Below are 21,527 nucleotides of genomic sequence, written 5' to 3'. Positions count from 1 at the left end.
TCCGCGGGCACGATGCGGGCGCGGCCGGGCCGCGGCGAGAATGCCGGGATGACGCCCACGCCGCCCGCGCCGACGCCCCGCCGGGTGTCCCGGCGCGCCTGGGCGTTCCTGCGCCACCCGGGCCCGCGCGGCGGCGACGGGTTGCTCGCGCTGGCGGCGACGGTGCTCGGGCTCTATGTGCTCTACGAACTCGCCCCGGGCACCGATCGGCCCCCGATGCTGATGAACGACGTCCACGGGACGCCGTTCCTGGTGGCGTCTCCCGACGAGCAGCCGGGCGCCTGGGCGAGCCTGCTGTGTGCGCTTACCACGGCGGCGCTCGCGTGGCGGCGGAGTCGTCCGGCCGCGGCGTTCGGCGTGCAGGTCTGCGCCGTACTGCCGTCCTCGGGCGACGATCCGACCGTGGTCGGCATCGTGGCGCTGGCGTTGGGCGCGTACTCGGTCGCGGCCCATGTCGGGCGCCTGCCGGTCGCGGCGACGGTGTTCGCGTGGGCGACGCTGGCGCTCGTGGCGAGGTTCCCCGACGACACCAGCGGCGGCCCGCCCGGCACGATCGTGCTCGCGGTCATGGCGACGACGTGGGTCACCGGCCGCACGATCGGCACCTGGCGTACGCGGGCCGGCGCGTTCCACGGACGCGCGCTGCGCGCCGAGCACGAGCGCGAGGTCGCCGTCGCCCGGGAACGCGCGCGCATCGCCCGGGAGTTCCACGACGTGGTCAGCCACAATGTGAGCGTGATGGTGATCCAGTCCGGAGCCGCGCGCATGGTCCTGCGCTCGGACCCCGACAGCGCGGTCGAGGCCCTGCGCGCGGTCGAGACCAGCGGACGCGAGACGATGGCCGAGCTGCGGCATCTTCTCGGCGTGCTGACCACCGCCGACGAACCCGCGCCGGGTGGCCGTCCCGCCGCGCCGGACGGCGACGCGCCGGGCCCGCCCCTGGCCCCGCAGCCCGACCTCACGCGCCTCCCGGTCCTCGTCGACCGCGTGCGGACCGCCGGGCTCGACGTGCGCCTGGAGACGTGCGGCGACGCGCGCCCGCTGCCGCCCGGGGTCGAGTTGACCGCGTACCGCGTCGTGCAGGAGGCCCTGACGAACGCCCTGAAGTACGCGCCGGGCACGCACGCCGAGGTGACGTTGGCGTACCGCCGCGACACCGTGCGCGTCGGCGTCGCCGACGACGGCCCGGCCGACGGGCGGCGCCCCGAACGCCTCGGCGCCGGGCGCGGACTCCTCGGCCTCACCGAGCGCGTCGCCCTGCACGGCGGCCGGCTGGAGGCGGGACCGCGGCCGACCGGCGGCTACCGCGTCCGCGCGACGATCCCGGTGCCGGCCGCGTGACCGCCGCCCCGCTGCGCGTCGTCGTGGCCGACGACCAGGCGCTCGTCCGCTCCGGGTTCCGCATGATCCTCGCCGCCGGCGGTATCGACGTCGTCGCGGAGGCCGCGGACGGCGACGACGCGTGCGGGGCGGTCCGGCGCACCCGCCCCGACGTGGTCCTGATGGACATCCGCATGCCGGGCCTGGACGGCCTGGCGGCCACCCGCCGCATCATGGCCGACCCGTCGCCCGCCCGCGACGGGCGGCCGGTCCGCGTCATCATCCTGACCACGTTCGATCTCGACCAGTACGTCTACGAAGCGCTCAACGCGGGCGCGAGCGGCTTCCTGCTGAAGGACGTCACACCCGAGCAACTCGTCGCCGCCGTACGCCTGGTCACGGCCGGGGACGCCCTCCTCGCCCCCACCATCACCCGCCGCCTCGTGGAGCGCTTCGCCCGCCCCGCCGCCACCGCGGGACCGTCGGCGCACGCCGCCCTGGCCACCCTCACCCCGCGCGAACTCGAGGTCCTGCGGCTCCTCGCCCGGGGCCTGAGCAACGCCGAACTCGCCGCCGCCCTCACCCTGAGCATCGAGACCGTCAAGACACACGTGACCCGGATCCTGGCCAAACTCCGGCTGCGCGACCGCGTGCAGGCCGTGGTCCTCGCCTACGAATCCGCGCTCGTCACGCCGGGGGCCTCCGATCCTCCGGGCTGATCCGCCGGCGGGCCGGTGGCCGCCCCGTGTTCCGCCTCCCGTCGCGCCCGCCGGCGCCGGACGGCGACGAGCACCATGAGGCACGGGAACAGGAGAGCGCACAGCATGAACGGCCCGCCGACGACGAGGCAGAACAGGCCCATGAAGACGAGCAGCACGAGCGGCGTCCCCGCTCCCGTGCCGGCGAACGCCTCGTCGTCGTGGTCGATCAGCCAACTGCCGGTGTCCGCGCGGAGCAGGCGCACGTCGACCGTGCGGCCCGGCGTACAGCCGCCGTCGAGGTGGACGCGGACGCCGGTCACCGCCGCACCGTCGCCGTCGCGCGCGTGGAAGTCGCCGTAGCACCGCCGTTCCGTACCGCCGCGGCTCTTGGTGACCTTCTTGACGTGCGTCACCGTCACCGTGCCGTCCTCGCCGTACCACCCGAACGCGGCACCGGCCGCCTTCGCGCTGTGGACGGGTACGTCATACGTGAGTTGGCCGAAAAAGAACGCGAGCGGCAGACAGACCAGCCACAGGACGCCCAGCGCCCGCGCACTCCCGTGCTCCGCCCCCGCCAGCCACTGCCGCACCCGGCCCGTCTCGGCCACGACTCCTCACCCCTCCCGTCTCTCTGGGACACGATGGCCGCGCCCCGGGGTGGCGCACCAGCCCTCACTCCCGCACCGGTGCTCCCCCGCTCGTTGCCGGTTCCCGGCAGGCGAGGTGCCCGCGGAACCCGGCACCGCGCAGGCGGCGTCACTGACTTCATCCCGCCGATACTCCGGACAAGCCAGGAGGAGACGTATGGTCCGCTGGGCGATGACCGTGATCGAGACGAGCCGCGGCGAGCACATCAAGGTGATCGACGAGATCACCGGGACACGGGAACAGGCACTCGCCAGGCTGTGGCACCACGCGGTGCACCTCCATTCCCCGGACCCGGTGGCGGGATCAAACGAGCAATGGGTGCTTCGGGACGGCGACGACGGCTTCATCGTGATTCGCAAGGGCTTGACAGGCCAATACTCGCGCAGGTTTCGGATACACGAGATCGTGTGGCACGGCATGCCCCCGCGTTGAGGCGGCCGGAGCCGACAGCGGATCGCCGCAGCCGTCCGCACGCGCCGCCCCCACCGCCTTCACGCGACGCCTTCCGGTGGTCGGCAGTCGGGCGGGCGTCACCGGCGCAGCAGCTTGTCCAGGGTGATCGGGAGGTCGCGCACACGGACTCCGGTGGCGTGGTGGACGGCGTTGGCGACGGCCGCGGCCGTGCCGATGACGCAGACCTCGCCGAGGCCCTTCGAGCCCAGCGAGTTGGTGTACGAGTCGGGTGTGCCGATCCAATGCGCTTCCACGCTGCCGATGTCGGCGTTCGCGGCGATGTGGTAGCCCGCGAAGTCGTGGTTCACGATCTGCCCGTGGCGCGGGTCCATGACGCCGTTTTCGTGCAGCGCCATCGAAATGCCCTGGATCATCCCGCCGGTGAGCTGCGATCGGGCGGTCTTGGGGTTGATGACGCGCCCGACGTCGAAGACCCCGACCAGCCGCGAGACGCGCGGCGTGCCGGTCTGCTCGTGGATCCGCACCTCGGCGAACTGGGCGCCGAAGGAGTACATCTCGTACCGGGACGCGTACGGGTTCACGGGTGCCGTCACGGTGATGTCGAGCCCCTGGGACGGGATGCTCCCGCCGTGCTCCTCGTCGACGAGGCGCCGGAGTTCCCGCGCGGCGGCGTCGATGGAGCCGCCCCAGCTGCTCGTGCCCGACGAGAAGCCGGCCGACGTCGCGGCCGGCAGACCGGTCTCGCCGATGCGCAGCGTCACCGCGTCGATCTCGACGTCCAGGGCGTCCGCGGCGATCTGGGTGAGGGTCGTCCAAGTGCCCGTTCCGATGTCGGCGGCGGCGATCGACACGGTGTGGCGGCCGTCCGCGGCGGCTTGGATCCGCGTGGCGTTGCCCGGCAGTTGCGGCGACGGGTACGACCCCGCGGCCACCCCGGTGCCGACGAGCCAGCCGTCCTCGCGCCGCGACCGCGGGGTCGGGTCGCGGCGGTCCCAGCCGATGATCCGGGCGCCCTCGCGCAGGCACTCGATCAGGCGGCGGCTGGAGAACGGCCGTCCGGACTCGGGGTGGCCGTCGGGCTCGTTGCGCACGCGGAACTCGACGGGGTCCAGGCCGAGTTCGGCCGCCATCTCGTCCATCGCCGACTCCAGCGCGAACGAGCCCTGGGCCTCGCCGGGCCCGCGCATGATGGTCGGCACGGGCACGTCCAGCGGCACGAGGCGGTGGGTCGTCCGGCGGTGGGGGGCCGCCCACATCGTGCGGGAGACGACGGCCACCTGCTCCGCGTACTTCTTGGCGCGGGCGGTCTGCTGCACCGAGTCGTGCGCGATCGCGGTGAGCCGCCCGTCGCGGTCGGCGCCCAGCCGCATGCGGTGGCTCGAAGGGGCCCGGTAGCCGGTCAGCACGAACATCTGCTGCCGGGTGAGGGCGAGCTTGACCGGACGGCCGACGGTCTTCGCCGCCATCGCGGTGACGACGGCATACGACTGCGGGAACGTTTTCGCGCCGAAACCGCCGCCGACGTGCGGGGAGATGAGCCGGATGTGCTCCGGGGGCAGGCCGAGCGTCCCGGCGATCCAGCGCCGAGCGTCCGACACCCCCTGCGAACCGCAGTGAATGGTGACCTGGTCCGGTGCCGTCCACTGCGCGATCGCGGCGTGCGGCTCCATCGGGTGCTGGAACGCGTGCGGCGTCGTGTACGTGGCGTCGACCGTGACGGCCGCCCGGGCGAGCGCGGCCTCGACGTCGCCGACCTCGGTGTCCGCGTCGGGCATGCCGTTGTTCAGCTCACCCTCGGCCGTCCCGAACAGACCGACGTGATCGCCCGGTTTCTCCAGCTCACCGTCGGTGCGCATCTCGGTGTCGTGCGGTGCCTCGTCGTACGAGACGCGCACGAGGCTCGCCGCGTGGCGGGCGATCTCCGACGACTCCGCGACCACCGCGGCGACGATCTGCCACCGCCAGCGCACGTCGGCCGACTGCAGGACGGCGAGTTCGGGGTCGTCGTCCGCCAACCGCATCGCGTTCGCGTGGGTGAGGACGGCCAGCACCCCGGCCTCCGCCAGCGCCGCCGCGTCGTCGACCGCGGTGACGGTGCCGCGCGTCACCGACGAGAGCACCAGGGCGAGGTACGCCGGGTTGGTGACCTGGTGCTCGTACGCGTAGGGCACGGCGCCGCGCACCTTGGCGGGGCCGTCGAGCCGACTGAGCGGCGTCCCGACCGCGGGAGTGCGGGTGGTGGTCATCGCTGGTCCTCCGCGAGTTCGTTCAGCATGCCGACGACGACGTTCCGGGCCAGCGGCACCTTGAAGGCATTGCCCGGCAGCGGGCGCGCCTCGGCGAGTTCGGCCTCGGCGGCGGCGCGGAAGGCCTCGTCGGTGGCCGGTCCGCCCAGAAGCATCTCCTCGGCCCGGTGGGCGCGCCACGGGCGGTGCGCCACACCGCCCAGACCGATGCGCACCGCGCGCACCACGTCGTCCTCCACGTGCAGCGCGACGGCGGCGGAGACGAGTGCGAAGGCGTACGACGCGCGGTCGCGGATCTTGCGGTAGCCGGAGCGGGCGGCGACGGGCAGGCGCGGCAGGTCGATCGCGGTGATCAGCTCGCCGTGCGCCAGGTTGGTGTCGCGCTCCGGCGTCTCGCCCGGCAGCCGGTGGAACGCGCCGAACGGGATGGCGCGTTCGCCGTCGGTGCCGCGCACCCGGACGACCGCGTCCGCCGCGGTCAGCGCGACGGCCATGTCCGAGGGATGCGTCGCGACGCAGTGCTCCGACGCGCCGAGGATCGCGAGGTCCCGGTGGTACCCCTCGACCGCCGCGCACCCCGAACCCGGCTCCCGCTTGTTGCACGGGGTGGTCACGTCCTGGAAGTAGACGCAGCGCGTCCGCTGCACCAGGTTGCCGCCGCAGGTCGCGATGTTGCGCAGTTGGCCGGACGCGCCGGCGAGCACCGCCTGCGCCAGCATCGGGTAGAGGCGGCGTACCCGCAGGTCGGCGGCGAGTCGGCTGTGGGTGACCGCGGCCCCCACGCGCAGGCCGCCGTCGGGCAGGTCGTCGATCGTGGACGAGGTCAGCCGACGCACGTCGACGAGTACGTCGGGGCGGGCCACGCCCAGCTTCATCAGGTCGACGAGGTTGGTGCCGCCCGCCAGATAGGCGCCGTCCGGCTCCCGCGTCAGCAACCGCACGGCGCTGTCCGCGTCGTCGGTCTCCTCGTAGCGGAACGGCCTCATCGCGCCACCTCCGCGATCGCGGTCCGGATGTTGGCGTACGCCGCGCAACGGCACAGATTGCCGCTCATCCGCTCGGCGATCTCCCCGTCGTCGAGCGCCACCGTGCCGCTGGTGAGGTCCCCGGTGACGGCGCTCGGGCGACCGGCGTCGGCCTCGGCCAGCATCCCCACCGCGGAGACGATCTGGCCGGGGGTGCAGTAGCCGCACTGGAACGCGTCGTGGGCGATGAACGCGCTGTGCACGGGGTGCGGTTCGTCCCCCGCTCCGACCAGCCCGGCCGCGGTGACGACGTGCGCGCCCTGGTACGCGACCGCGAGCGCCAGACAGCTGAGGGCGCGCTCCCCGTCGAGGAGCACGGTGCAGGCACCGCACTGGCCGTGGTCGCACCCCTTCTTCGGGCTGGTGTTGCCCAGCCGCTCGCGCAGCGCGTCCAGCAGCGTGGTCCGGGTGTCCACGGTCAGCCGGCGCTCTTGTCCGTCCACGTGGAGGGCGATGTCCACGTCCATGGTCGCGTGTCCTTTCGGCGGCGGGGCGTCACGTCCGTACGCCGCCGACGCGGCGTCCCCGCCCACCATCCCGACGCGCGAATAGCACCAACTACGCCCGATTTATTGTCATTTTGCTCCCGCCATGCTGCCACCACCCCACCCGCCCCCGCCCCCGAACCACCGCCAAACGGAGCAACCCGAACACCCACCCCAACCGCGGCGACCGGAGCGACCGAGCGACCGAGCGACCGGAGCGACCAACGAAGACCACGCCCCACCCAGACCAGGCCCCTAGACCCACACTTCCGCGCACAGGGCAGCACGAAGCCACCACCAAACAAACCGAGTCGTACGAGCCGCAACCTGACGACGTTCGCGGGCGATGAGATCCACAGCGTGCGGGCCAGGGTCCCCGCATTGCATTCAGCCCCTATTGCCGGAGCCCGGCCTGCGTCGCATCTCCAGGGATGCTCCCTTGGACCGGGATCGTTGGGACGTCCGGGATGGCGCGCTGGTCGGGCCGGTGCCCCGCGCGGGCGGTCGCGTCGCCGCTTGGGCAGCCGGCGAGAGAGTGCTCATGACCTGGTCGAAGGCGCCTGCCTGCCACAGGACTCTGGGGTCGCTCGGCGCCGAAGGCGCACTCGCGGGGCCGGGCGCCGCGGCGCTGGCGGGCCCGGCGCCGGCGCCGCCTCGGTCGATGAACGCTTGTGACGCGTCTCCCGGGTGGGCCTGCGCGAGATTGGCGGGCGGGGGCGCGGGCCATGCCGGTGCGAACGGAATGTGAGGCTCAGGAACCCGCGAAGGCGCGATCTGCGGATTCGCGTATGGCGTCGAGGGCACGTGCGCCTGAGGAGCCCCGGGCGAATTCGGCTGCCCCGCAGCGGCTGTCATGGGCTCGTGCCCCCCTCAATAACTCGCGGCTGGTCGCCTCCACACGATGGTAACGAGCACACAACCAGCGCACGGACTCGGCGATGCCGTCACCCCGCCCGCTCGTCCCCCCACACCCACCGCCCGCCGCTCGCGGCGTCCCCCACACGTGGTCACGGAAATCCCCAGCCACCACAGATCTCCATCACCACAAAGGCGCCACCTCCCAAGCGACGACACCCGAGCAGCCCTCAACCAACTCGACGACCAACTCCCCCGACCCCAGCCACACTTCGCATCCTCCCCAGACACGAACCACGCAGAAGGCCCTCTCCTTCTCCCCGGAGAGCTGATGTGGTCCGACTTCGACGACCAGGCGAAAACGTTGCGCATCACACACGCGGTGAAGCGGATCAAGGTACGCGACCCCAAGCCGGGCGAACGGAAAACGCGGCTCGTCGTGCACGGGCTCAAGTCACGACGTTCGCGGCGAACGCTGCTCCTGACTCCCGAACTGGCGGCGTTGCTGGGGAAGCACCGGACCGAACAGAAGCGGGCCCGTGACAAGGCCGGTGACGCCGGGCAGGAACACGGCCTGATCTTCCCGAGCGAAGTGGGCACACCGTTCGCCCCGGACAACTTCTCGCACGCGTTCCCCCGCGCCGCGACGAAGGCCGGCCTCGGGCACTGGCACCCGCACGAACTCCGGCACTCGGGGGCCTCTCTCATACTCGCCCAGGGCACTCCCCCGCACGTCGTCTCCGAGGTCCTGGGGCACGCGGGCATCGCGATCACGAAGGACGTGTACGGGCACCGGGTCGAAGGGGACAAACGCGCGGCGGCGGTGTCGGCTCTCCGCGGTGCTCACGGGGCCGGCGAAGGCGGGCCCCCGACGTCACAAGATCAGGCGGCTCTACCTTCTGAGCCGGGTTGGTCTGGTCATTCGTAGGGTTGGACCGCCCAGGGGTGCTGGGTGTGGCTATCAGGCGGCTGCCGTTTCGTGGTTTCCGACGCTTCGCCGCCCAGCGCCCCACGACGACTCGGCCGCCGATTAGGAAGTGCGAGCAAGTCGCTGAGTAGAGCAATGCCGGCGAGGTCGTCCGTGGTACGAACAGCACGCACACGCACGTCAGGAGCACGATGAGCCGGATATGGGCGGGGATCGACAGCGGCAAGAGCCACCATCACGGTCTGGCCTTGGATGCTGGTGGCAAGACCTTGCTGTCGCGGCGGGTGGCCAACGACGAGCCCGAGTTGCTGAAGCTGATCGGCGACGTCCTGGCCCTGGCCGACGGCCGCGCGGTCACCTGGGCGATCGACATGACCGGCGGTGAACCGGCCCTGCTGCTGAGCCTGCTGATCGCGCACGGCCAAGAGGTCCTCTACATCCCCGGCCGCCTGGTGAACCGGGCGGCCGACGGCTACCGCGGCGAGGGGAAGACCGACGCCCGTGACGCCTACGTGATCGCCGACCAGGCCCGGATGCGGCGGGATCTGCAGCCGGTTCGGCCCGGCGACGAGAACGCGATCGAGCTCAGGCTGCTGACCGGCCGCCGTGCCGACCTGGTCGAGGACCGCACCCGCGCCGTCAACCGCCTGCGCGGCACCCTGCTGAGCATGTTCCCGGCCCTGGAACGGGCCCTGGACGTGACCAACGTCGGCCCGCTCAAGCTGCTGACCGAGTACCAGACCCCGGCCGCGATCCGCCGCGTCGGCGTCGCACGCCTGACGAAGTGGCTGGCCAACCGCAAGGTCCGCAACGCCAGAGCCCTGGCCGAGGCGGCCGTCGAGGCCGCCCAGCGCCAGCACACGGTCATCCCCGGGGAGAAGACCATCGCCAGGCTGGTCCACAGCCTGGCCGAGGGGGTGATGGCCCTCAACGAGCAGATCGCCGAGATGGACAAGCTCATCGAGGGCCGGTTTCGCGAGCACGAACTCGCCGACATAGTCGAGAGCGTCCCGGGCATCGGGACCGTGCTCGGCGCCGAGTTCCTGGCCGGAGTCGGCGGCAGCCTGGACGGCTTCGCCTCCCCGGACGCCTTGGCCGCCTTCGCCGGCGTCGCCCGCGCGCCCCGCGACTCCGGCAAGGTCAGTGGCAACCTGCACCGGCCGACCATCTACCACCGCCGACTCCAACGGGTCTTCTATACCTCGGCGTTGGTGAGCATCCGCTGTGATCCGAACTCGCGGAGGTTCTACAACCGCAAGCGCGCGGAGGGCAAGCGACACGTCCAGGCCGTGATGGCTCTGGCCCGTCGACGGGTCAACGTCCTGTGGGCCCTGATCCGTGACCGACGGTGCTATCACGTCACACCCCCAGTGACCACAGCGGCTTGACAACGACATTAGGAAGCGTCGGACGCCCTCGGCTCCCGCGGCTCAGGCCCCCGAAGAGCCGAACAACGCGAACTCCTGACCCTGGCTCCCAACTTGGCTCCCACCGCAAAGCAAGAGGCCCACTCGATCATCCGAGTGGGCCTCTGAGCTGGTGCGCTCGGCAGGATTCGAACCTGCAACCTTTTGATCCGTAGCTCGCGCGGGCTCGGACATCTACGGTCATCACGGCTCTGTTGGCGGCTCATCCGCTCAGCCAAGTCCAATGCAGGTCTACCCCGTTGCTGTACTCAACTGCTGTATAGCGGCTTGCCCAGGGTTCCTGAGCGGTCCGCTGGCTCTTCGTTAAGTAGCTGCCTCTTCACACTGCGTGACGCAGCAACATCCGCAGCCCGGTATGTAAGCCCGGGCACGGGCCCGGATCACCCGTTTCACACCCGTACCGAGCCTGCGTCTCGTACGCTTGCATGCTGAACACGAGCGGTCGCAACCGTTCGCGTCGCGTCTCGTTGAGACTTAAGTGCTTTATGGGGGAATATCGATGCTGCTTTCAGAGATCTCGAGCCTTTGCGCGTCCGCATCGAAATGGCCTGGACTTCTCTCTGACCGCTATGGTGTTTGCGAAGTCCACTCGGAGGGAAATCGCTACACGATCCCCGAAGTTCAGCGTATTTCAACTTGCATGCCTGTAAGCCCACAACTTCTTTTGATTACGGCTCCTGCCGCCGTAGGAAAAAGCGCGGCAGCAGCCCATATGAGCCGCGTTCTGAAAGCACCACTATTGGATCTTTCGACTCTTCAGGTCGGCGATGGAACCCTAGAAGGGTCCTTGTCCAAGGCCATGGGAGCAATGAATTTCGCTCAATTTTTTGGCCGACTTTCCGAGGGGAAAGCAACCCTGGTCGTGGATGCCCTAGACGAGGCTGAGGTTCGGTCTGGGCAAGCAAATTTCCAAGCTTTTGTGCGTGGGCTTACCGAAACGGCACTGACGTTTTCGGGAAAGCCTTCCATAATTCTCCTCTCTCGAGTTGAAAGCACCAGGTATCTTACCTCTGTATTCGACGATCGCGGCCTTGCTTATGAGCACTATGAAATTCTGCCTTTCAGCAGGGCTCAGGCGGAATCTTATCTCGATCATAGAATGACGGATGTTTACACAGCTCGACAGGCCGAACCGGTTCATCAGAAACACTCCGGTCCATTTGCTGCCGTCAGAGATCAGATTTTTGTCCTCTTGTCCTCCGCGTTGGCTCCAGCATCCTCGGACCCATGGCAGTCAGAAGAAGTGCGGCCGTTTTTGGGATATGCCCCAGTGCTGGACGTGGTCGCGGAGTTTCTGGCGGTAGATAACTTCGTTGGCCTCCAGCGAGAGCTGACTTCGAAGAAAACGAACGAGGCTTTGCCGCACTGGGATTTGGTTGCTCAAGTTATTGATGACTTGCTGCTTCGCGAGCAGCATAAGCTAACTTCGCAGTTCTGCGAAACTGTCGAATTCTCCCTGCATGGGAATGATCTTCTTGCAGGTGTGCTGTACACGCCCGAGGAGCAGTGTGCTCGGCTGCTCGACCTGATCGAAAACTTGGGCATCACCGTCAGCCTCCCCGCACATCTCCCGGATAGGCTCCGTGATTCGTACGATGCGGCGGTTAGTGCACAGCTAATGAATCACCCGTTCCTTCGTGGAACTGAGTGGTTCAACGTTATTTTTCGAGATTATGTAACGGCCCGCGCACTTTCGAGTCCGACGACGTCTTCCCTCGCAGCGAAAAACATCAGGACACGCCTGCTCTCCCCCGAGTGGAAGCATAGTCCGATGTTTGGCTATTTCGCCTCGTTGCTATGGTCCTCTCCAGGCGACGCCATGGCAACCTGCCATTCAGAGGTTTTCGGAGCTCTTTACGAATCATTCAAATCCATGTGTGAAGCCAGGGACATCCTGAATGTAATTATCGGAAAGAGAGGTGACCGGCTCTATTCCTCTTTTGCCGTAATTTCACCGATCCCCTCCGGCGATCACGCAATCTCCGTGGGGCCACTAAAGTTCGCATCAGATCCTGGAACTCTTGGGGTTATTTTTCCACGTGAATTGAGCTACGCCGACCTTTTTGAAGTCCCTGAGGTCACTCTTGGAGGGGGCGGAGGATCGTTTAAACTGGGACCGGCGGTCTTCGCAACCTGCCAGGACCTCCTTATGGCTGCTGCGGACGTGCAGATTTTCCCAGCGCAAGGGGCAGAAGATTTTCCAGTCTTGATCAACGTGGGATCGATCGTAAGCGAAAACCTTCGCATACGAGTAATTGATCCTGCTCGGCTTATTGTTACTGGTGAGAGCCTTCAGCACCCCTGGAGCCAGTATCAACAGCACGTGAGCCTTGATGCATTCGCCAGAGGGCAGCAAGAAGCTTATCTACTCTATCTGGAGCTTCGACGGCTGGTGCTGCGCTTCAAGAATGCGAAAAAGGGAGAAGCTGGCATCTTCCAGCCTCTTATGGATAATCTCGTGATCGGCGAGAATAGGCGCGCCCGCATAGTTATGGATTATCTACAAGATATTGGCTGCGTGGAGCTTCGTGGGCACATGTACTTGCTAAAGCTGGCCGAGTTTGGCAAGTTGGGAATTTCGCAACCCGCTTTGCGGGAGTTGGAGTACAGCCCACCTGTGCTTGACCTTGCGCAGAAGCTGATGCACTACGCAGCCACAAAGTGACCCAAGTGGTACTTCGGCTGAAATAGGCCCGCTCGTAGGTCGCGTGGCGGCTCAATGTCCCTCGCAGCAACGCGGCGAGGTGAACCGGACTTGACGAGGGAACGACCGTCATCGCCATGTCCTCCCGATCAAGTGGCATTGAGCGCTGGCGGTTTCCGCCCGGTCAGCCGGGGCCCGCCGTGACCGGCGGCCACGCCGCACGCGCGGCGGGCCGCAGCCGGCCGGGTGGTGGCGCGCCGCTTGCGGCGCGCCCTTGATCCAGTAGAGATTAATTCGGCAGTTGATCAGCGCTTGAAGCTCGACCACACGCGGGTGAGTGGCAGGCAAGCCGGGGCCGGGGGCACCCAAGTCCGGGAGCCAAGGCCAGCGGGCAGGCGTCGTCACGAACCGCGTAGGGGGATCGGGGGAAGGACGGAACTTCCCCCGGATCGGCCGAAGGTCGATCGGCGCGGTACGCGTCCACGGACCGGCAACGTGCTTGTGGTCAACTGGGCTTGGAACTGCCGCGCGTTCGGACGCATCGGGTGTCGCGGGTTCGCGGTTCTCGGGCGTGGTGGCCGGCGCGGCTATTCCGCTTCTTTCCAGTCCAGTTCGAGCCAGACGACGTGGCCGGGTGTGCGTGGCTCCATGCCCCATCGGCTTGCGAGGGCATCGACGAGCATGAGCCCGCGTCCGCGTTGGTCGGCCGGCCTGGGGTCGTCGTGCTGCGTTGTTCGCGGGCCCTCGTCGTGGACTCTGAGGTGCAGGGTTCGTGTGTCTCCTGCGGCGCGAACTTCGGCGTAGATGGTGAACGTGCCGCCGGGTAGCCCTGATCGGGTGTGAAGGACGGCGTTGGTCGCTACCTCGGTTGCGACGAGTAGGGCGTCCTCGATGGTCGGTGAATCCCCGACGAGTGTGCGGATCAGGTCGCGCACGTTGCTGATCGACTCGGGGAGGCCGGGAAGGACGCCCCCGCCGTGGACGAGCAAGCGGGCTTCCGTGGGGGGATCAGTGCGGTTCGTCACCTCGATCACTCCGCAACTAGTACTTTAAGTACGTGCACGGTAGCCTGAGTACGCGTGACTTTGTGTACCAGTGGCGCACATTGAGTACGGGGAAATCGGCGATGATCTGGAGAGTCCAGGCGACGACAAGGGGAGGCTGTTGGCATGTTCGGCCTGTATGTGCGGTTCACCTGCAAGGACGAAGAAGCAGCGCGCGGCTTTGATGAGCTGATCGCGCGCACGCTGCCGGAGATCAAGCGGACCGAGCCGGGGACGCTGGTGTACGCGATTCACCGGATCGAGTCAGAACCGCTCGTCCGCACCTTCTACGAGCTGTACGCGGACCGCGCGGCGTTCGACGCGCACGAAGAGCAAGAGCACGTGAAGGTGTTCCTTGCGGAGCGAGGGCGCTACGTCGAGTCGGTGCACGTCGACTGGCTGACCCTCGCAGCCGGCAAGGGTGTTCAGGGTGGCTGACGAGTATCAGAAAGCGCTCGGGCGCAAGATCGCGTTTCACCGCAAGCGACGCGGACTCTCACAAAAGGAACTTGCGGCGCGCCTGGAGCGCTCCGAAGCGTGGGTGTCCCAGGTCGAGCGCGGGGTGCGCAAGGTCGACCGCATGTCGGTTCTGGAGAAGATCGCGGACGTCCTGGATCTGCCGGTGGCCGAACTGGCGGCTGAGGCTCCGGTGGTGGCGTCAGTGTCGGAGGAACCTCCTGGGGCTTCGCGACTGCGGCTGTTGCTCAGTTCGGCGCACTCGCTGAACGCGATGCTCCGGGAGCATCCGGCACCGGATGTGGACCGGTTGCGCGAACGGACATCGCACGCTTGGGATTTGGTGCATGCCGGGAAGTACGCCGACCTGACCGACGTACTGGAATCTCTGGTGCCGGAGCTTGAGGCCGGCATCCGCGCGGTGCCGGACAGCGAACGGGGCGAGTTGTTCCGGCTGCTCGCCACCGCGTATCAGGCGTGCTCGGCTGCGCTGGCGAAGCTCGGGGAACCGGAAGCGGCCTGGATTGCTGCGGACCGCGCGATCGTCGCGGGCGAACGAGCCGACGACGTCTTGCTGATGGCGGCGAGTCAGTTCCGGCTGTCGCTGGTGTTCCTCGGCGCGCGTCAGTTCGCCCAGGCCGAGCAAACCGCGCGTACGGCCTCGGAAGCGCTGCGTCCGCTGGTCGAAGCGTGGTTGCCGGCGGGTGCGTCGCTGTGGGGTGCGTTGACTCTGCAACGTGCCATGGCTGCGGCAAGCAGCAACAACGCTGACGCGGCCTATCAGCACCTGGACGCGGCGGCCAAGGTCGCGCGGGACGTCGTCGGCTCCGGACGCAACGACTACAACACGGAGTTCGGACCTTCGAACGTCGCGCTTCACCGGGTGGCGGCGGCGGTCGAACTCGGGGATGCGGGCGTGGCGTTGCGGGCCGCGGATGGCGTCGATACGTCCGGGCTGTCGGCGGAGCGGCAGGCGCGGTTCCTGATCGACGTTGCGCGTGCGCATGTTCAGCGTCGCCAGGGCGATGAAGCGGTGGCACGTCTGGAGGAAGCGGAGCGGCTGACACCGGAGCAGACCCGCGCGCATCGGCACGTACGGCAGATGGTGGCCGACCTGCTCACGATCCAGGACCCGCCGAGCTTGGCCCTGCTGGGTCTGGCGCGGCGCGTGGGCGTACTCCCGGTACGGACTGATACCTAAAGTACTAGACACAACTTTGAGTACGGGTTAACCTGAAGGCGGTTCGAACGCCTTCGGGGGCTGTGCGCTCGAAGGTGGCACACGTACGACCGGGCCGACACGGAAGGCAGACCGCGTCGGCCCGGCAGCAACGGGGCCACAGACATAGATGTGGCCTGAGCGGGAGGCAGCCCGCCCAGGCCAGGCGCTTTCGGAACGCGCTCGGTGAGCGTATCGCGCCTTGCCCGTAGCGGCAGTGCCTCCCGGCCTCCTGACATGGCGTCAGGAAGGTACGGGCCCTCCGGGCCCGCGACTCGGGAGCGACCCAATGGCATTGCAGATTCCCATTCCCGTGCAGTTCGGCGCCGTCTTCCCGGCGGGCGCGTTCGCGACGCGTGTTGAGGCGGTCGCGGACTTCGAAGCGTCAAAGAGCGGACAGAAAGTCCAGGCGCGCGACAAGGCGACCGGGCTTCCCATGTGGGTCGTGACGGTGTCCGACCCGGACCCGCTGGCGCGCGACAGTTCCGTGCGCATCAAGATCCCGGCCTCCGATATGCCGGTACTGCCGGACGAACTCCCTGGACTTCCGTTCCGTCCCGTCGAGTTCGTCGGGCTCGCAGTGACGCCGTACGTCAACAACTCCGGGCGCGTGGCCTACTCGCTCCGCGCGGACGGCCTGCGCCCCGTCGGCGGCGTCGCCAAGCAGACCTCGGCCAAGACGGCGGCCTGACACCCGCACATCGCTACGCGCAACAGCCCCCGGCGCACTGACTGACCGGTCCCGCGCCGGGGGCTGACCCTCCCACGCTCACCAAGCCGGAAGGCCTACTTCGTCATGCCCATGTCTCCGCGGCTCACGCGACGCGTCGTCGCCTATGCCGCAACCGCCTTACTCGTTCTCTACGTCGCGGCCGATCTGCGGTTCGGTCCGGCGGGTTCGTTCCTGGTCGCGGCCGGGACCATCGTCGCCCTGGTGGCGGTGGTCTGGTGGTGGTTCTTCTCGTTCGCCGGTCACGTCCGGCGCGGCTGGCCCAAGCTGACGCACGGGCTCGGCCTGTGGAAGCAGGACCCGATCAAGCGCATCAATGAGGAGTTCTCGTACGCGTGGCCGAGCATCGCGCGGGTCAAGCGTGTTGCGGGCGGGTTCGTCGTCCGGGTGCGGCTGCTGCCCGGCCAGACCCCGGGCGACGTCGGCGATCACGTCGAAGGGATCGCGCACGCGTGGCGCGTCTTCCGGGTCGACGCGTCATCTCCGTCGCGCGGGGTCGTCGACCTGCGGGCGTGGGTCGCTGACCCACTCGACAAGCCGTTCGGGCCGACGACGTTGGCCATGCCGGGCCTGCGGGACGTCGACAGCAAGCCGGAACGGCGATCGGTGCCGGATCCGTGGGCGCCGACGTACGACTCCGTGGAACTCGGTCGGTGCGACGACGGTTCGCCGTGGGTGCTCAGGTTGCACGGCACTCACGTCCTGGTGGCGGGGGTCACCGGGGCCGGCAAGGGCTCCGTCCTCTGGGGCGTCACCCGCGGACTCCTCCCGGCGGCCCGTGCCGGGCTGGTCGAACTGTGGGCCTGCGACCCGAAGCGGATGGAACTCTCGTACGGGCGGGCGCTGTTCCAGCGCTACTCCAGCGACCCGACGGAAATGGTCGAGATGCTGGAAGACGCGGTGACCGAGATGTCCGCGCGGGCGGACCGGTTCGCGGGCAAGGTGCGCAAGCACGAACCGACCCCTGACTGCCCGTTCATCGTCGTCATGGTCGATGAGCTGGCATTCCTGACGGCGTACCAGCCGGATCGGGACCTGCGGAAGCGGGCGGACGCGGCATTGGCGACGCTGACGAGTCAGGGGCGGTCGGTCGGGTTCTGCGTCCTCGGCGCGCTCCAGGACCCGCGCAAAGAGGTCATGAACCTCAGGAACTTGTTCCCCGACCGCATAGCGCTCCGGCTGGACGAACCTGCACAAGTCGACATGGTCTTGGGCAACGGCGCGCGGGACCGCGGCGCAACGGCGGACCTGATCTCCCCGCTTCCCGAACTCGGCGCGGGTGTCGGGTTCGTCAAGCGCGATACGCAGCCGAAACCGGTGCGAGTGCGGGCGGCGTACGTGTCGGACGCGGACATTGACGCGCTGGTGCGTGACTTCCCGGCGGGCGGTGGTGCGGCGTGATCGTCGACACGGGTTCTGAGATCGACATGGGGCGGGCGGCTGTCGCGCTGCGGTGCTTCGCGGACTTCATCGCGTGCCGTCCGTCCCTGCCCAAACTGGCGGAAATCCGGCTCGCGTGGTTCTACCCGGACGGGTGCTGGTCGTTGTCGGGGCAGCTGCACCACCCGGTGACGGTCGACGCACTAACGGTGTGGAGCAACGCGCTGGACGACGCGGTGATCACGGCGCGCGCGTTGAGCCCCCGCACGGTGCAGCACGAAGTGTCCGGCACGATTCACGGCCATCTGATCGCGGTCTGGCTTCACGAGTACGTCGGCGGTAACGCATGACCGGCCGAACAACACGGGTCGAGCGGGCCCGCAAGCCTCTCGCCAAGGAGGTCGTGCGGGCCGCTGCCCTCGAACACGGAGTGTGCATCCGGCCGGTCGCACTGCGGCGCACGGACATCACGACAGGTGGCGTGGAGATCATCGACGTTCCGTGCGGGGCGAACGCTGGCGAGCGTGTGCCCGTCGTGCGCTGAACGCAAGCGGCAACTTCGGATGGCGCAGTGCCGCGAGGGATGGCACCTGACCGAAGAGCCCGACCTGACAGCGGACGAACCGACGGCCTACCAACGGTGGTTGGCGGAGATCCGCGCGGACCTCACCGCCGCACACGACGCGGCCGGCGGGACCGAACGCGAACAACTCGGTGAGTACGTGGCGGCGCTGGACGAAGAGATCACGTCCTCGGGCGTGCGGGGCAACGTCGACCCGGACAAGGCTTCGCGCCGGGTGCGGTCGACTCGGCGGCGGCAAGACGTGGTCGACCTGCCTCGACGTCCCGTCGACGCGCGGACGGTCGGCAAGGCGTTCACGACACCGGACGGGAAGACGTTCCGGCCCTCGCTGTTCGTCACGCTCACCCTGCCCTCGTACGGCCGGGTGCGGTCGGACGGGATTCCGACGGACCCATCGACGTACGACTACCGGCGGGCGGCCCGTGACGCGCTGCACTTCTCCAAGCTGGTCGACCGGTTCATTCAGAACCTGCGGCGGTTCGTCGGGTTCGATGTCCAGTACTTCGCGGCCGTCGAACCGCAACGACGCCTCGCACCGCATGTCCACCTCGCGATTCGCGGGACCGTGTCCCGGGCCGAGCTGCGGCAGGTTGCGGCGGCGACGTACCACCAGGTGTGGTGGCCGAACTGCGATGAGCCGGTCTACGCCGACGACGCGGCCCCGGCCTGGGACGACGAACAACAGGCGTACGTGGACGCGGACGGCGCGACACTTCCCACCTGGGAAGACGCCCTTGACGCTGTCGACGCCGACGAGTCCGCAGAACCGGTCCACGTGGCGCGGTTCGGTGTCCAGGTCGACGCAAAGGGCGTCCTGGTCGGCTCGGCGGACGCGCGGCGCTGCATCGGCTACCTGGCCAAGTACCTGAACAAGTCGGCGCACGAATGCCATGAGCCGGCGAGTGACGCAGAACGCGCGCACGTCGACCGGCTCATGGACGAACTCCGGTACGAGCCCTGCTCGCCGAGCTGCGCGAACTGGCTCCGCTACGGCGTACAACCAAGAACGCCCGGGACGGCCTGCGACCGGGCCTCTGCAAGGCGAAAGCTCATCGCCGCACCCACCTCGGCTACGGCGGCCGTCGCGTCCTCGTCTCCCGCAAGTGGTCCGGCAAATCCCTGGCCGACCACAAGCACGAACGACGCGCCTGGGTCCTCGAACTCCTCGGCGAGATGGCCGAGAACGGCGACAACCCCACCCGCTACGTCTGGGAACACGCAGCCCCATCAACCCTGACGTCCCGTCCATCTCACACCGCCTCTTAAGAGCCATCTCGGAGCGCATCCGCTGGCGGAACGCACTCGACGCGGCCAAAGCGGCGGCCGACGGACAGCACAGCAATTCGGCAATCACGGGGAGAGCTGCCTGATGGTCATCGAACGCAAGTGGCACACGGTCGCGGAAGTCGCCGTGATGCTCGGCTACGGACTCTCGAAGACCAAAATGCCCGTCGCCCAAGGTCGCATCCAGTCGATCAAGGACGGCGGTTCGCGGCGCATCCTGCCGCGCTGGGTTGACGAGTACGTGGAGCTGCTGGCGCCGTGAGGCCGAGACCGGGAGGGCCGCGTGACCAGGAAGCGGGACAATGGCGAAGGGTCGATCTTCCCCTACCGGAACGGCTTCGCCGCGTACGTCTGGGTCGACAAGCCCGACGGCACGCGGGACCGCAAGTGGGTCTACGGCAAGACGCGAGAGATCGTCCACGAGAAGTGGATCGTGCTGCACGGGCAGGCGGCGAAGGGCGTTGTGCCCCCCACGTCGACTCCGACGGTCGCGGCGTACCTGGCGTACTGGCTCAAGGACATCACGGCCCCGACCGCGCCGCTGACGCACATCGCGTACGAGTGCTCGACGCGGCTCTACATCGTCCCGCTCATCGGCAAGAAGAAGATCAAAAAGCTCACCGTGCGCGACATCCGTACGTGGCTGAACACCCATCGCCTCACCTGCCAAGGCTGCGCGCAAGGCAAGGATGCGAAGCGTCCCGAGACCCACCGGAGTCCGCGCAAGCGGCGCCGCTGCTGCGCGATCGGGCAGTGCTGCGAGCAATACCCGTCGCAACGCACGATCCAGGCGGCCCGTGACGCGCTCCGTGCCGCACTCACGCACGCGGTCGCGGAAGAGGTGGTGTCCAAGAACGTCGCGGGCCTCGTCCCGGTGTCCAAACCGCGCAAGCGCAAGTTCCGCCCGTGGACAGTGCACGACGCAAAGGCGTTCCTGGAGTACGCGCGGGCCAGAAACGATCCGCTCTACGCCGCGTGGGTCCTCGTCCTGGTGCTCGGGCTACTCCGCGGGGAAGTCCTCGGGCTCACCTGGGACGTGATCGACCTGGACGCGGCCGAGCTGACACCGGAACGTCAGCTCCAACGCGCGGGCCGTCAGCTCCTGCACCGGGAGAGACGAGGACGGAAAGCTCGGAAGCGACGTTGCCGCTCCCCTCCATCTGCGTCGCGGCGCTCAAGCTGCGGCGCGAGGAACAACAGCGGGCCAAGCAAGCGGCCGGCGACCTATGGCAAGACTCACGCGGGCTGGTCTTCACGACGAAGTACGGAACCCCGATCGAGCCGGGCAACCTAACACGGATGTTCCCCGCCCGCTGCGAGAGAGCCGGCGTACGACCGATCAAGCTGCACGACACCCGCCACACCTGCGGCTCGCTGCTCGTCGCCCTCGGCGTACACCGCGCGTGATCATGGAAATCCTCAGGCACTCACAGATCTCCGTGACCATGGAGGTGTACAGCCACGTGCCGAGTGAGGACACGCGGGCGGCGCTCAAGCAGCTCGGTGATCAACTCGCCTGACCGTTGCTGTACTTCGCTGCTGTACTCGGGGACGAAGTACGCAAAAGGCCCTCTCCGTCTCCCCGGAGAGGGCCTCTGAGCTGGTGCGCTCGGCAGGATTCGAACCTGCAACCTTTTGATCCGTAGTCAAATGCTCTATCCGTTGAGCTACGAGCGCTGGTTGGTGCGACGAGAAGAACCATACAGGATCTGCGGCCGGGGTTGAAATCGGTTATGGGTGGGGGCGGGAGGGGGTGTGAGGGGGGTGGGGAGGGTGTTCGCTGAGAGCGAAAGGGGAGCGGGGTGGGGGTGGAGGGGTTTGTGCGGGAAAGGTCACAGAGGGTGCGGCGAGGGCGGGAGCGGGGACGCGAAACGGCCCGTCCGGCGGGGCCGGACGGGCCGTTGAGTGCGGAGGCTCCGGGATTTGAACCCGGGATGGGGTTGGTTACCCAAACCGCATTAGCAGTGCGGCGCCATAGACCAGACTAGGCGAAGCCTCCATCGGTGTATCCCGACGGCGGATAGATTACCCGCCCGGTCAACGCTGGGGCAAAATCAATGCGATAGTCGGTCGTGACATGCCTCCGGGGGGACGGGCAGGATGGGCCGGTCGGCGCAGTCCAGAGGACGCTGAGGAGGT

General features: G+C 68.3%; 18 protein-coding genes, 2 tRNA genes and 1 pseudogene. 14 read left to right on the top strand and 7 right to left on the bottom strand.

Features of this window, described 5'->3' with window-relative positions:
- The first annotated feature begins 48 nt into the window (after positions 1–48).
- A complete protein-coding gene (locus tag LO772_RS18385) occupies positions 49–1,341 on the top strand; it encodes a sensor histidine kinase (protein ID WP_231773115.1) in 1,293 nt (430 codons plus the stop codon).
- On the top strand, positions 1,338–2,039 hold the full coding sequence (locus tag LO772_RS18380) for a response regulator (RefSeq protein WP_231773114.1): 702 nt from the start codon (positions 1,338–1,340) through the stop codon (positions 2,037–2,039). The genes LO772_RS18385 and LO772_RS18380 overlap by 4 nt, the downstream gene beginning before the upstream one ends.
- Here LO772_RS18380 and LO772_RS18375 read toward each other — a convergent pair.
- Positions 1,991–2,629, bottom strand: coding sequence for a hypothetical protein (locus tag LO772_RS18375; protein WP_231773113.1), 639 nt, complete (start codon positions 2,627–2,629; stop codon positions 1,991–1,993). The two genes, LO772_RS18380 and LO772_RS18375, sit on opposite strands and share 49 nt — an antisense overlap.
- A gap of 196 nt (positions 2,630–2,825) precedes the next feature.
- On the opposite strand from LO772_RS18375, the gene LO772_RS18370 reads away from it, so the two are divergent.
- The gene (locus LO772_RS18370) at positions 2,826–3,101 is read left to right on the top strand and encodes a hypothetical protein (RefSeq protein ID WP_231773112.1); all 276 of its coding nucleotides are present in this window, start codon (positions 2,826–2,828) and stop codon (positions 3,099–3,101) included.
- Positions 3,102–3,199: 98 nt separating this feature from the next.
- Here LO772_RS18370 and LO772_RS18365 read toward each other — a convergent pair whose 3' ends face one another.
- The 3 genes from LO772_RS18365 to LO772_RS18355 are packed head-to-tail and all read right to left on the bottom strand — an operon-like array spanning position 3,200 to position 6,821.
- On the bottom strand, positions 3,200–5,329 hold the full coding sequence (locus LO772_RS18365; protein ID WP_231773111.1) for a xanthine dehydrogenase family protein molybdopterin-binding subunit: 2,130 nt from the start codon (positions 5,327–5,329) through the stop codon (positions 3,200–3,202).
- A complete protein-coding gene (locus tag LO772_RS18360; protein WP_231773110.1) occupies positions 5,326–6,315 on the bottom strand; it encodes an FAD binding domain-containing protein in 990 nt (329 codons plus the stop codon). The genes LO772_RS18365 and LO772_RS18360 overlap by 4 nt, the downstream gene beginning before the upstream one ends.
- Positions 6,312–6,821 (bottom strand): 2Fe-2S iron-sulfur cluster-binding protein, encoded by a 510-nt coding sequence (locus LO772_RS18355; RefSeq protein WP_231773109.1) that lies wholly within the window; start codon positions 6,819–6,821, stop codon positions 6,312–6,314. Before LO772_RS18355 ends, LO772_RS18360 begins: the two co-directional genes overlap by 4 nt.
- Before the next feature lie 1,204 nt (positions 6,822–8,025).
- On the opposite strand from LO772_RS18355, the gene LO772_RS18350 reads away from it, so the two are divergent.
- From LO772_RS18350 to LO772_RS18340, 3 genes are all read left to right on the top strand, one after another.
- Positions 8,026–8,622: a site-specific integrase gene (locus LO772_RS18350; RefSeq protein WP_231773108.1), complete on the top strand. Its 597-nt coding sequence runs from the start codon at positions 8,026–8,028 to the stop codon at positions 8,620–8,622.
- A 191-nt stretch (positions 8,623–8,813) separates the two neighbouring features.
- Positions 8,814–10,010: an IS110 family transposase gene (locus LO772_RS18345; protein ID WP_231773107.1), complete on the top strand. Its 1,197-nt coding sequence runs from the start codon at positions 8,814–8,816 to the stop codon at positions 10,008–10,010.
- Between the two features lie 538 nt (positions 10,011–10,548).
- Complete coding sequence (locus LO772_RS18340) at positions 10,549–12,714, top strand: hypothetical protein (protein WP_231773106.1); 2,166 nt, start codon at positions 10,549–10,551, stop codon at positions 12,712–12,714.
- Positions 12,715–13,280: 566 nt separating this feature from the next.
- On the opposite strand, the gene LO772_RS18335 is transcribed toward LO772_RS18340, so the two are convergent.
- Positions 13,281–13,718, bottom strand: coding sequence for an ATP-binding protein (locus tag LO772_RS18335; RefSeq protein ID WP_231773105.1), 438 nt, complete (start codon positions 13,716–13,718; stop codon positions 13,281–13,283).
- Between the two features lie 144 nt (positions 13,719–13,862).
- Here LO772_RS18335 and LO772_RS18330 point away from each other — a divergent pair, with 144 nt between their 5' ends.
- From LO772_RS18330 to LO772_RS18295, 8 genes and pseudogenes are all read left to right on the top strand, one after another.
- Positions 13,863–14,174 (top strand): putative quinol monooxygenase, encoded by a 312-nt coding sequence (locus LO772_RS18330; protein WP_231773104.1) that lies wholly within the window; start codon positions 13,863–13,865, stop codon positions 14,172–14,174.
- Positions 14,167–15,393, top strand: coding sequence for a helix-turn-helix domain-containing protein (locus LO772_RS18325; protein ID WP_231773103.1), 1,227 nt, complete (start codon positions 14,167–14,169; stop codon positions 15,391–15,393). Before LO772_RS18330 ends, LO772_RS18325 begins: the two co-directional genes overlap by 8 nt.
- A 307-nt stretch (positions 15,394–15,700) precedes the next feature.
- Positions 15,701–16,102 carry a plasmid replication, integration and excision activator gene (locus LO772_RS18320; protein WP_231773102.1) on the top strand — a complete coding sequence of 134 codons (402 nt, stop codon included), beginning with the start codon at positions 15,701–15,703 and terminating at the stop codon, positions 16,100–16,102.
- Positions 16,103–16,207: 105 nt separating this feature from the next.
- Positions 16,208–17,542 carry an FtsK/SpoIIIE domain-containing protein gene (locus LO772_RS18315; RefSeq protein ID WP_231773101.1) on the top strand — a complete coding sequence of 445 codons (1,335 nt, stop codon included), beginning with the start codon at positions 16,208–16,210 and terminating at the stop codon, positions 17,540–17,542.
- Entirely contained in the window at positions 17,539–17,871 is a 333-nt protein-coding gene (locus LO772_RS18310) for a hypothetical protein (protein WP_231773100.1), read from the top strand. Before LO772_RS18315 ends, LO772_RS18310 begins: the two co-directional genes overlap by 4 nt.
- 126 nt (positions 17,872–17,997) lie before the next feature.
- Positions 17,998–19,370, top strand: a pseudogene (locus tag LO772_RS18305) (replication initiator).
- 103 nt (positions 19,371–19,473) lie between these two features.
- The gene (locus tag LO772_RS18300; protein ID WP_231773098.1) at positions 19,474–19,650 is read left to right on the top strand and encodes an excisionase family DNA-binding protein; all 177 of its coding nucleotides are present in this window, start codon (positions 19,474–19,476) and stop codon (positions 19,648–19,650) included.
- Positions 19,651–19,671: 21 nt separating this feature from the next.
- Positions 19,672–20,682: a hypothetical protein gene (locus LO772_RS18295; protein ID WP_331717253.1), complete on the top strand. Its 1,011-nt coding sequence runs from the start codon at positions 19,672–19,674 to the stop codon at positions 20,680–20,682.
- A gap of 307 nt (positions 20,683–20,989) precedes the next feature.
- Here the strand turns inward: LO772_RS18295 and LO772_RS18290 are convergent.
- Both LO772_RS18290 and LO772_RS18285 read right to left on the bottom strand, forming a co-directional pair.
- Positions 20,990–21,065, bottom strand: a tRNA-Arg gene (locus tag LO772_RS18290).
- A gap of 231 nt (positions 21,066–21,296) precedes the next feature.
- Positions 21,297–21,387 (bottom strand) — tRNA-Ser (locus LO772_RS18285).
- Positions 21,388–21,527 lie beyond the last annotated feature (140 nt).

Source organism: Yinghuangia sp. ASG 101, from assembly GCF_021165735.1.
Classification (GTDB): Bacteria; Actinomycetota; Actinomycetes; order Streptomycetales; family Streptomycetaceae; genus Yinghuangia.
Note: the sequence above shows the minus strand (reverse complement) of the source record. Positions and strands in the feature narration are given on the sequence as shown.

Excerpts from the sequence above, each read along its gene's own strand:
- LO772_RS18355 (WP_231773109.1), bottom strand. The coding sequence starts at position 6,821 with ATGGACGTGGACATCGCCCTCCACGTGGACGGACAAGAGCGCCGGCTG.
- LO772_RS18385 (WP_231773115.1), top strand. The coding sequence starts at position 49 with ATGACGCCCACGCCGCCCGCGCCGACGCCCCGCCGGGTGTCCCGGCGC.
- LO772_RS18350 (WP_231773108.1), top strand. The coding sequence starts at position 8,026 with ATGTGGTCCGACTTCGACGACCAGGCGAAAACGTTGCGCATCACACAC.
- LO772_RS18365 (WP_231773111.1), bottom strand. The coding sequence starts at position 5,329 with ATGACCACCACCCGCACTCCCGCGGTCGGGACGCCGCTCAGTCGGCTC.
- LO772_RS18360 (WP_231773110.1), bottom strand. The coding sequence starts at position 6,315 with ATGAGGCCGTTCCGCTACGAGGAGACCGACGACGCGGACAGCGCCGTG.
- LO772_RS18300 (WP_231773098.1), top strand. The coding sequence starts at position 19,474 with ATGGTCATCGAACGCAAGTGGCACACGGTCGCGGAAGTCGCCGTGATG.
- LO772_RS18315 (WP_231773101.1), top strand. The coding sequence starts at position 16,208 with ATGCCCATGTCTCCGCGGCTCACGCGACGCGTCGTCGCCTATGCCGCA.
- LO772_RS18370 (WP_231773112.1), top strand. The coding sequence starts at position 2,826 with ATGGTCCGCTGGGCGATGACCGTGATCGAGACGAGCCGCGGCGAGCAC.
- LO772_RS18340 (WP_231773106.1), top strand. The coding sequence starts at position 10,549 with ATGCTGCTTTCAGAGATCTCGAGCCTTTGCGCGTCCGCATCGAAATGG.
- LO772_RS18330 (WP_231773104.1), top strand. The coding sequence starts at position 13,863 with ATGTTCGGCCTGTATGTGCGGTTCACCTGCAAGGACGAAGAAGCAGCG.
- LO772_RS18320 (WP_231773102.1), top strand. The coding sequence starts at position 15,701 with ATGGCATTGCAGATTCCCATTCCCGTGCAGTTCGGCGCCGTCTTCCCG.
- LO772_RS18345 (WP_231773107.1), top strand. The coding sequence starts at position 8,814 with ATGAGCCGGATATGGGCGGGGATCGACAGCGGCAAGAGCCACCATCAC.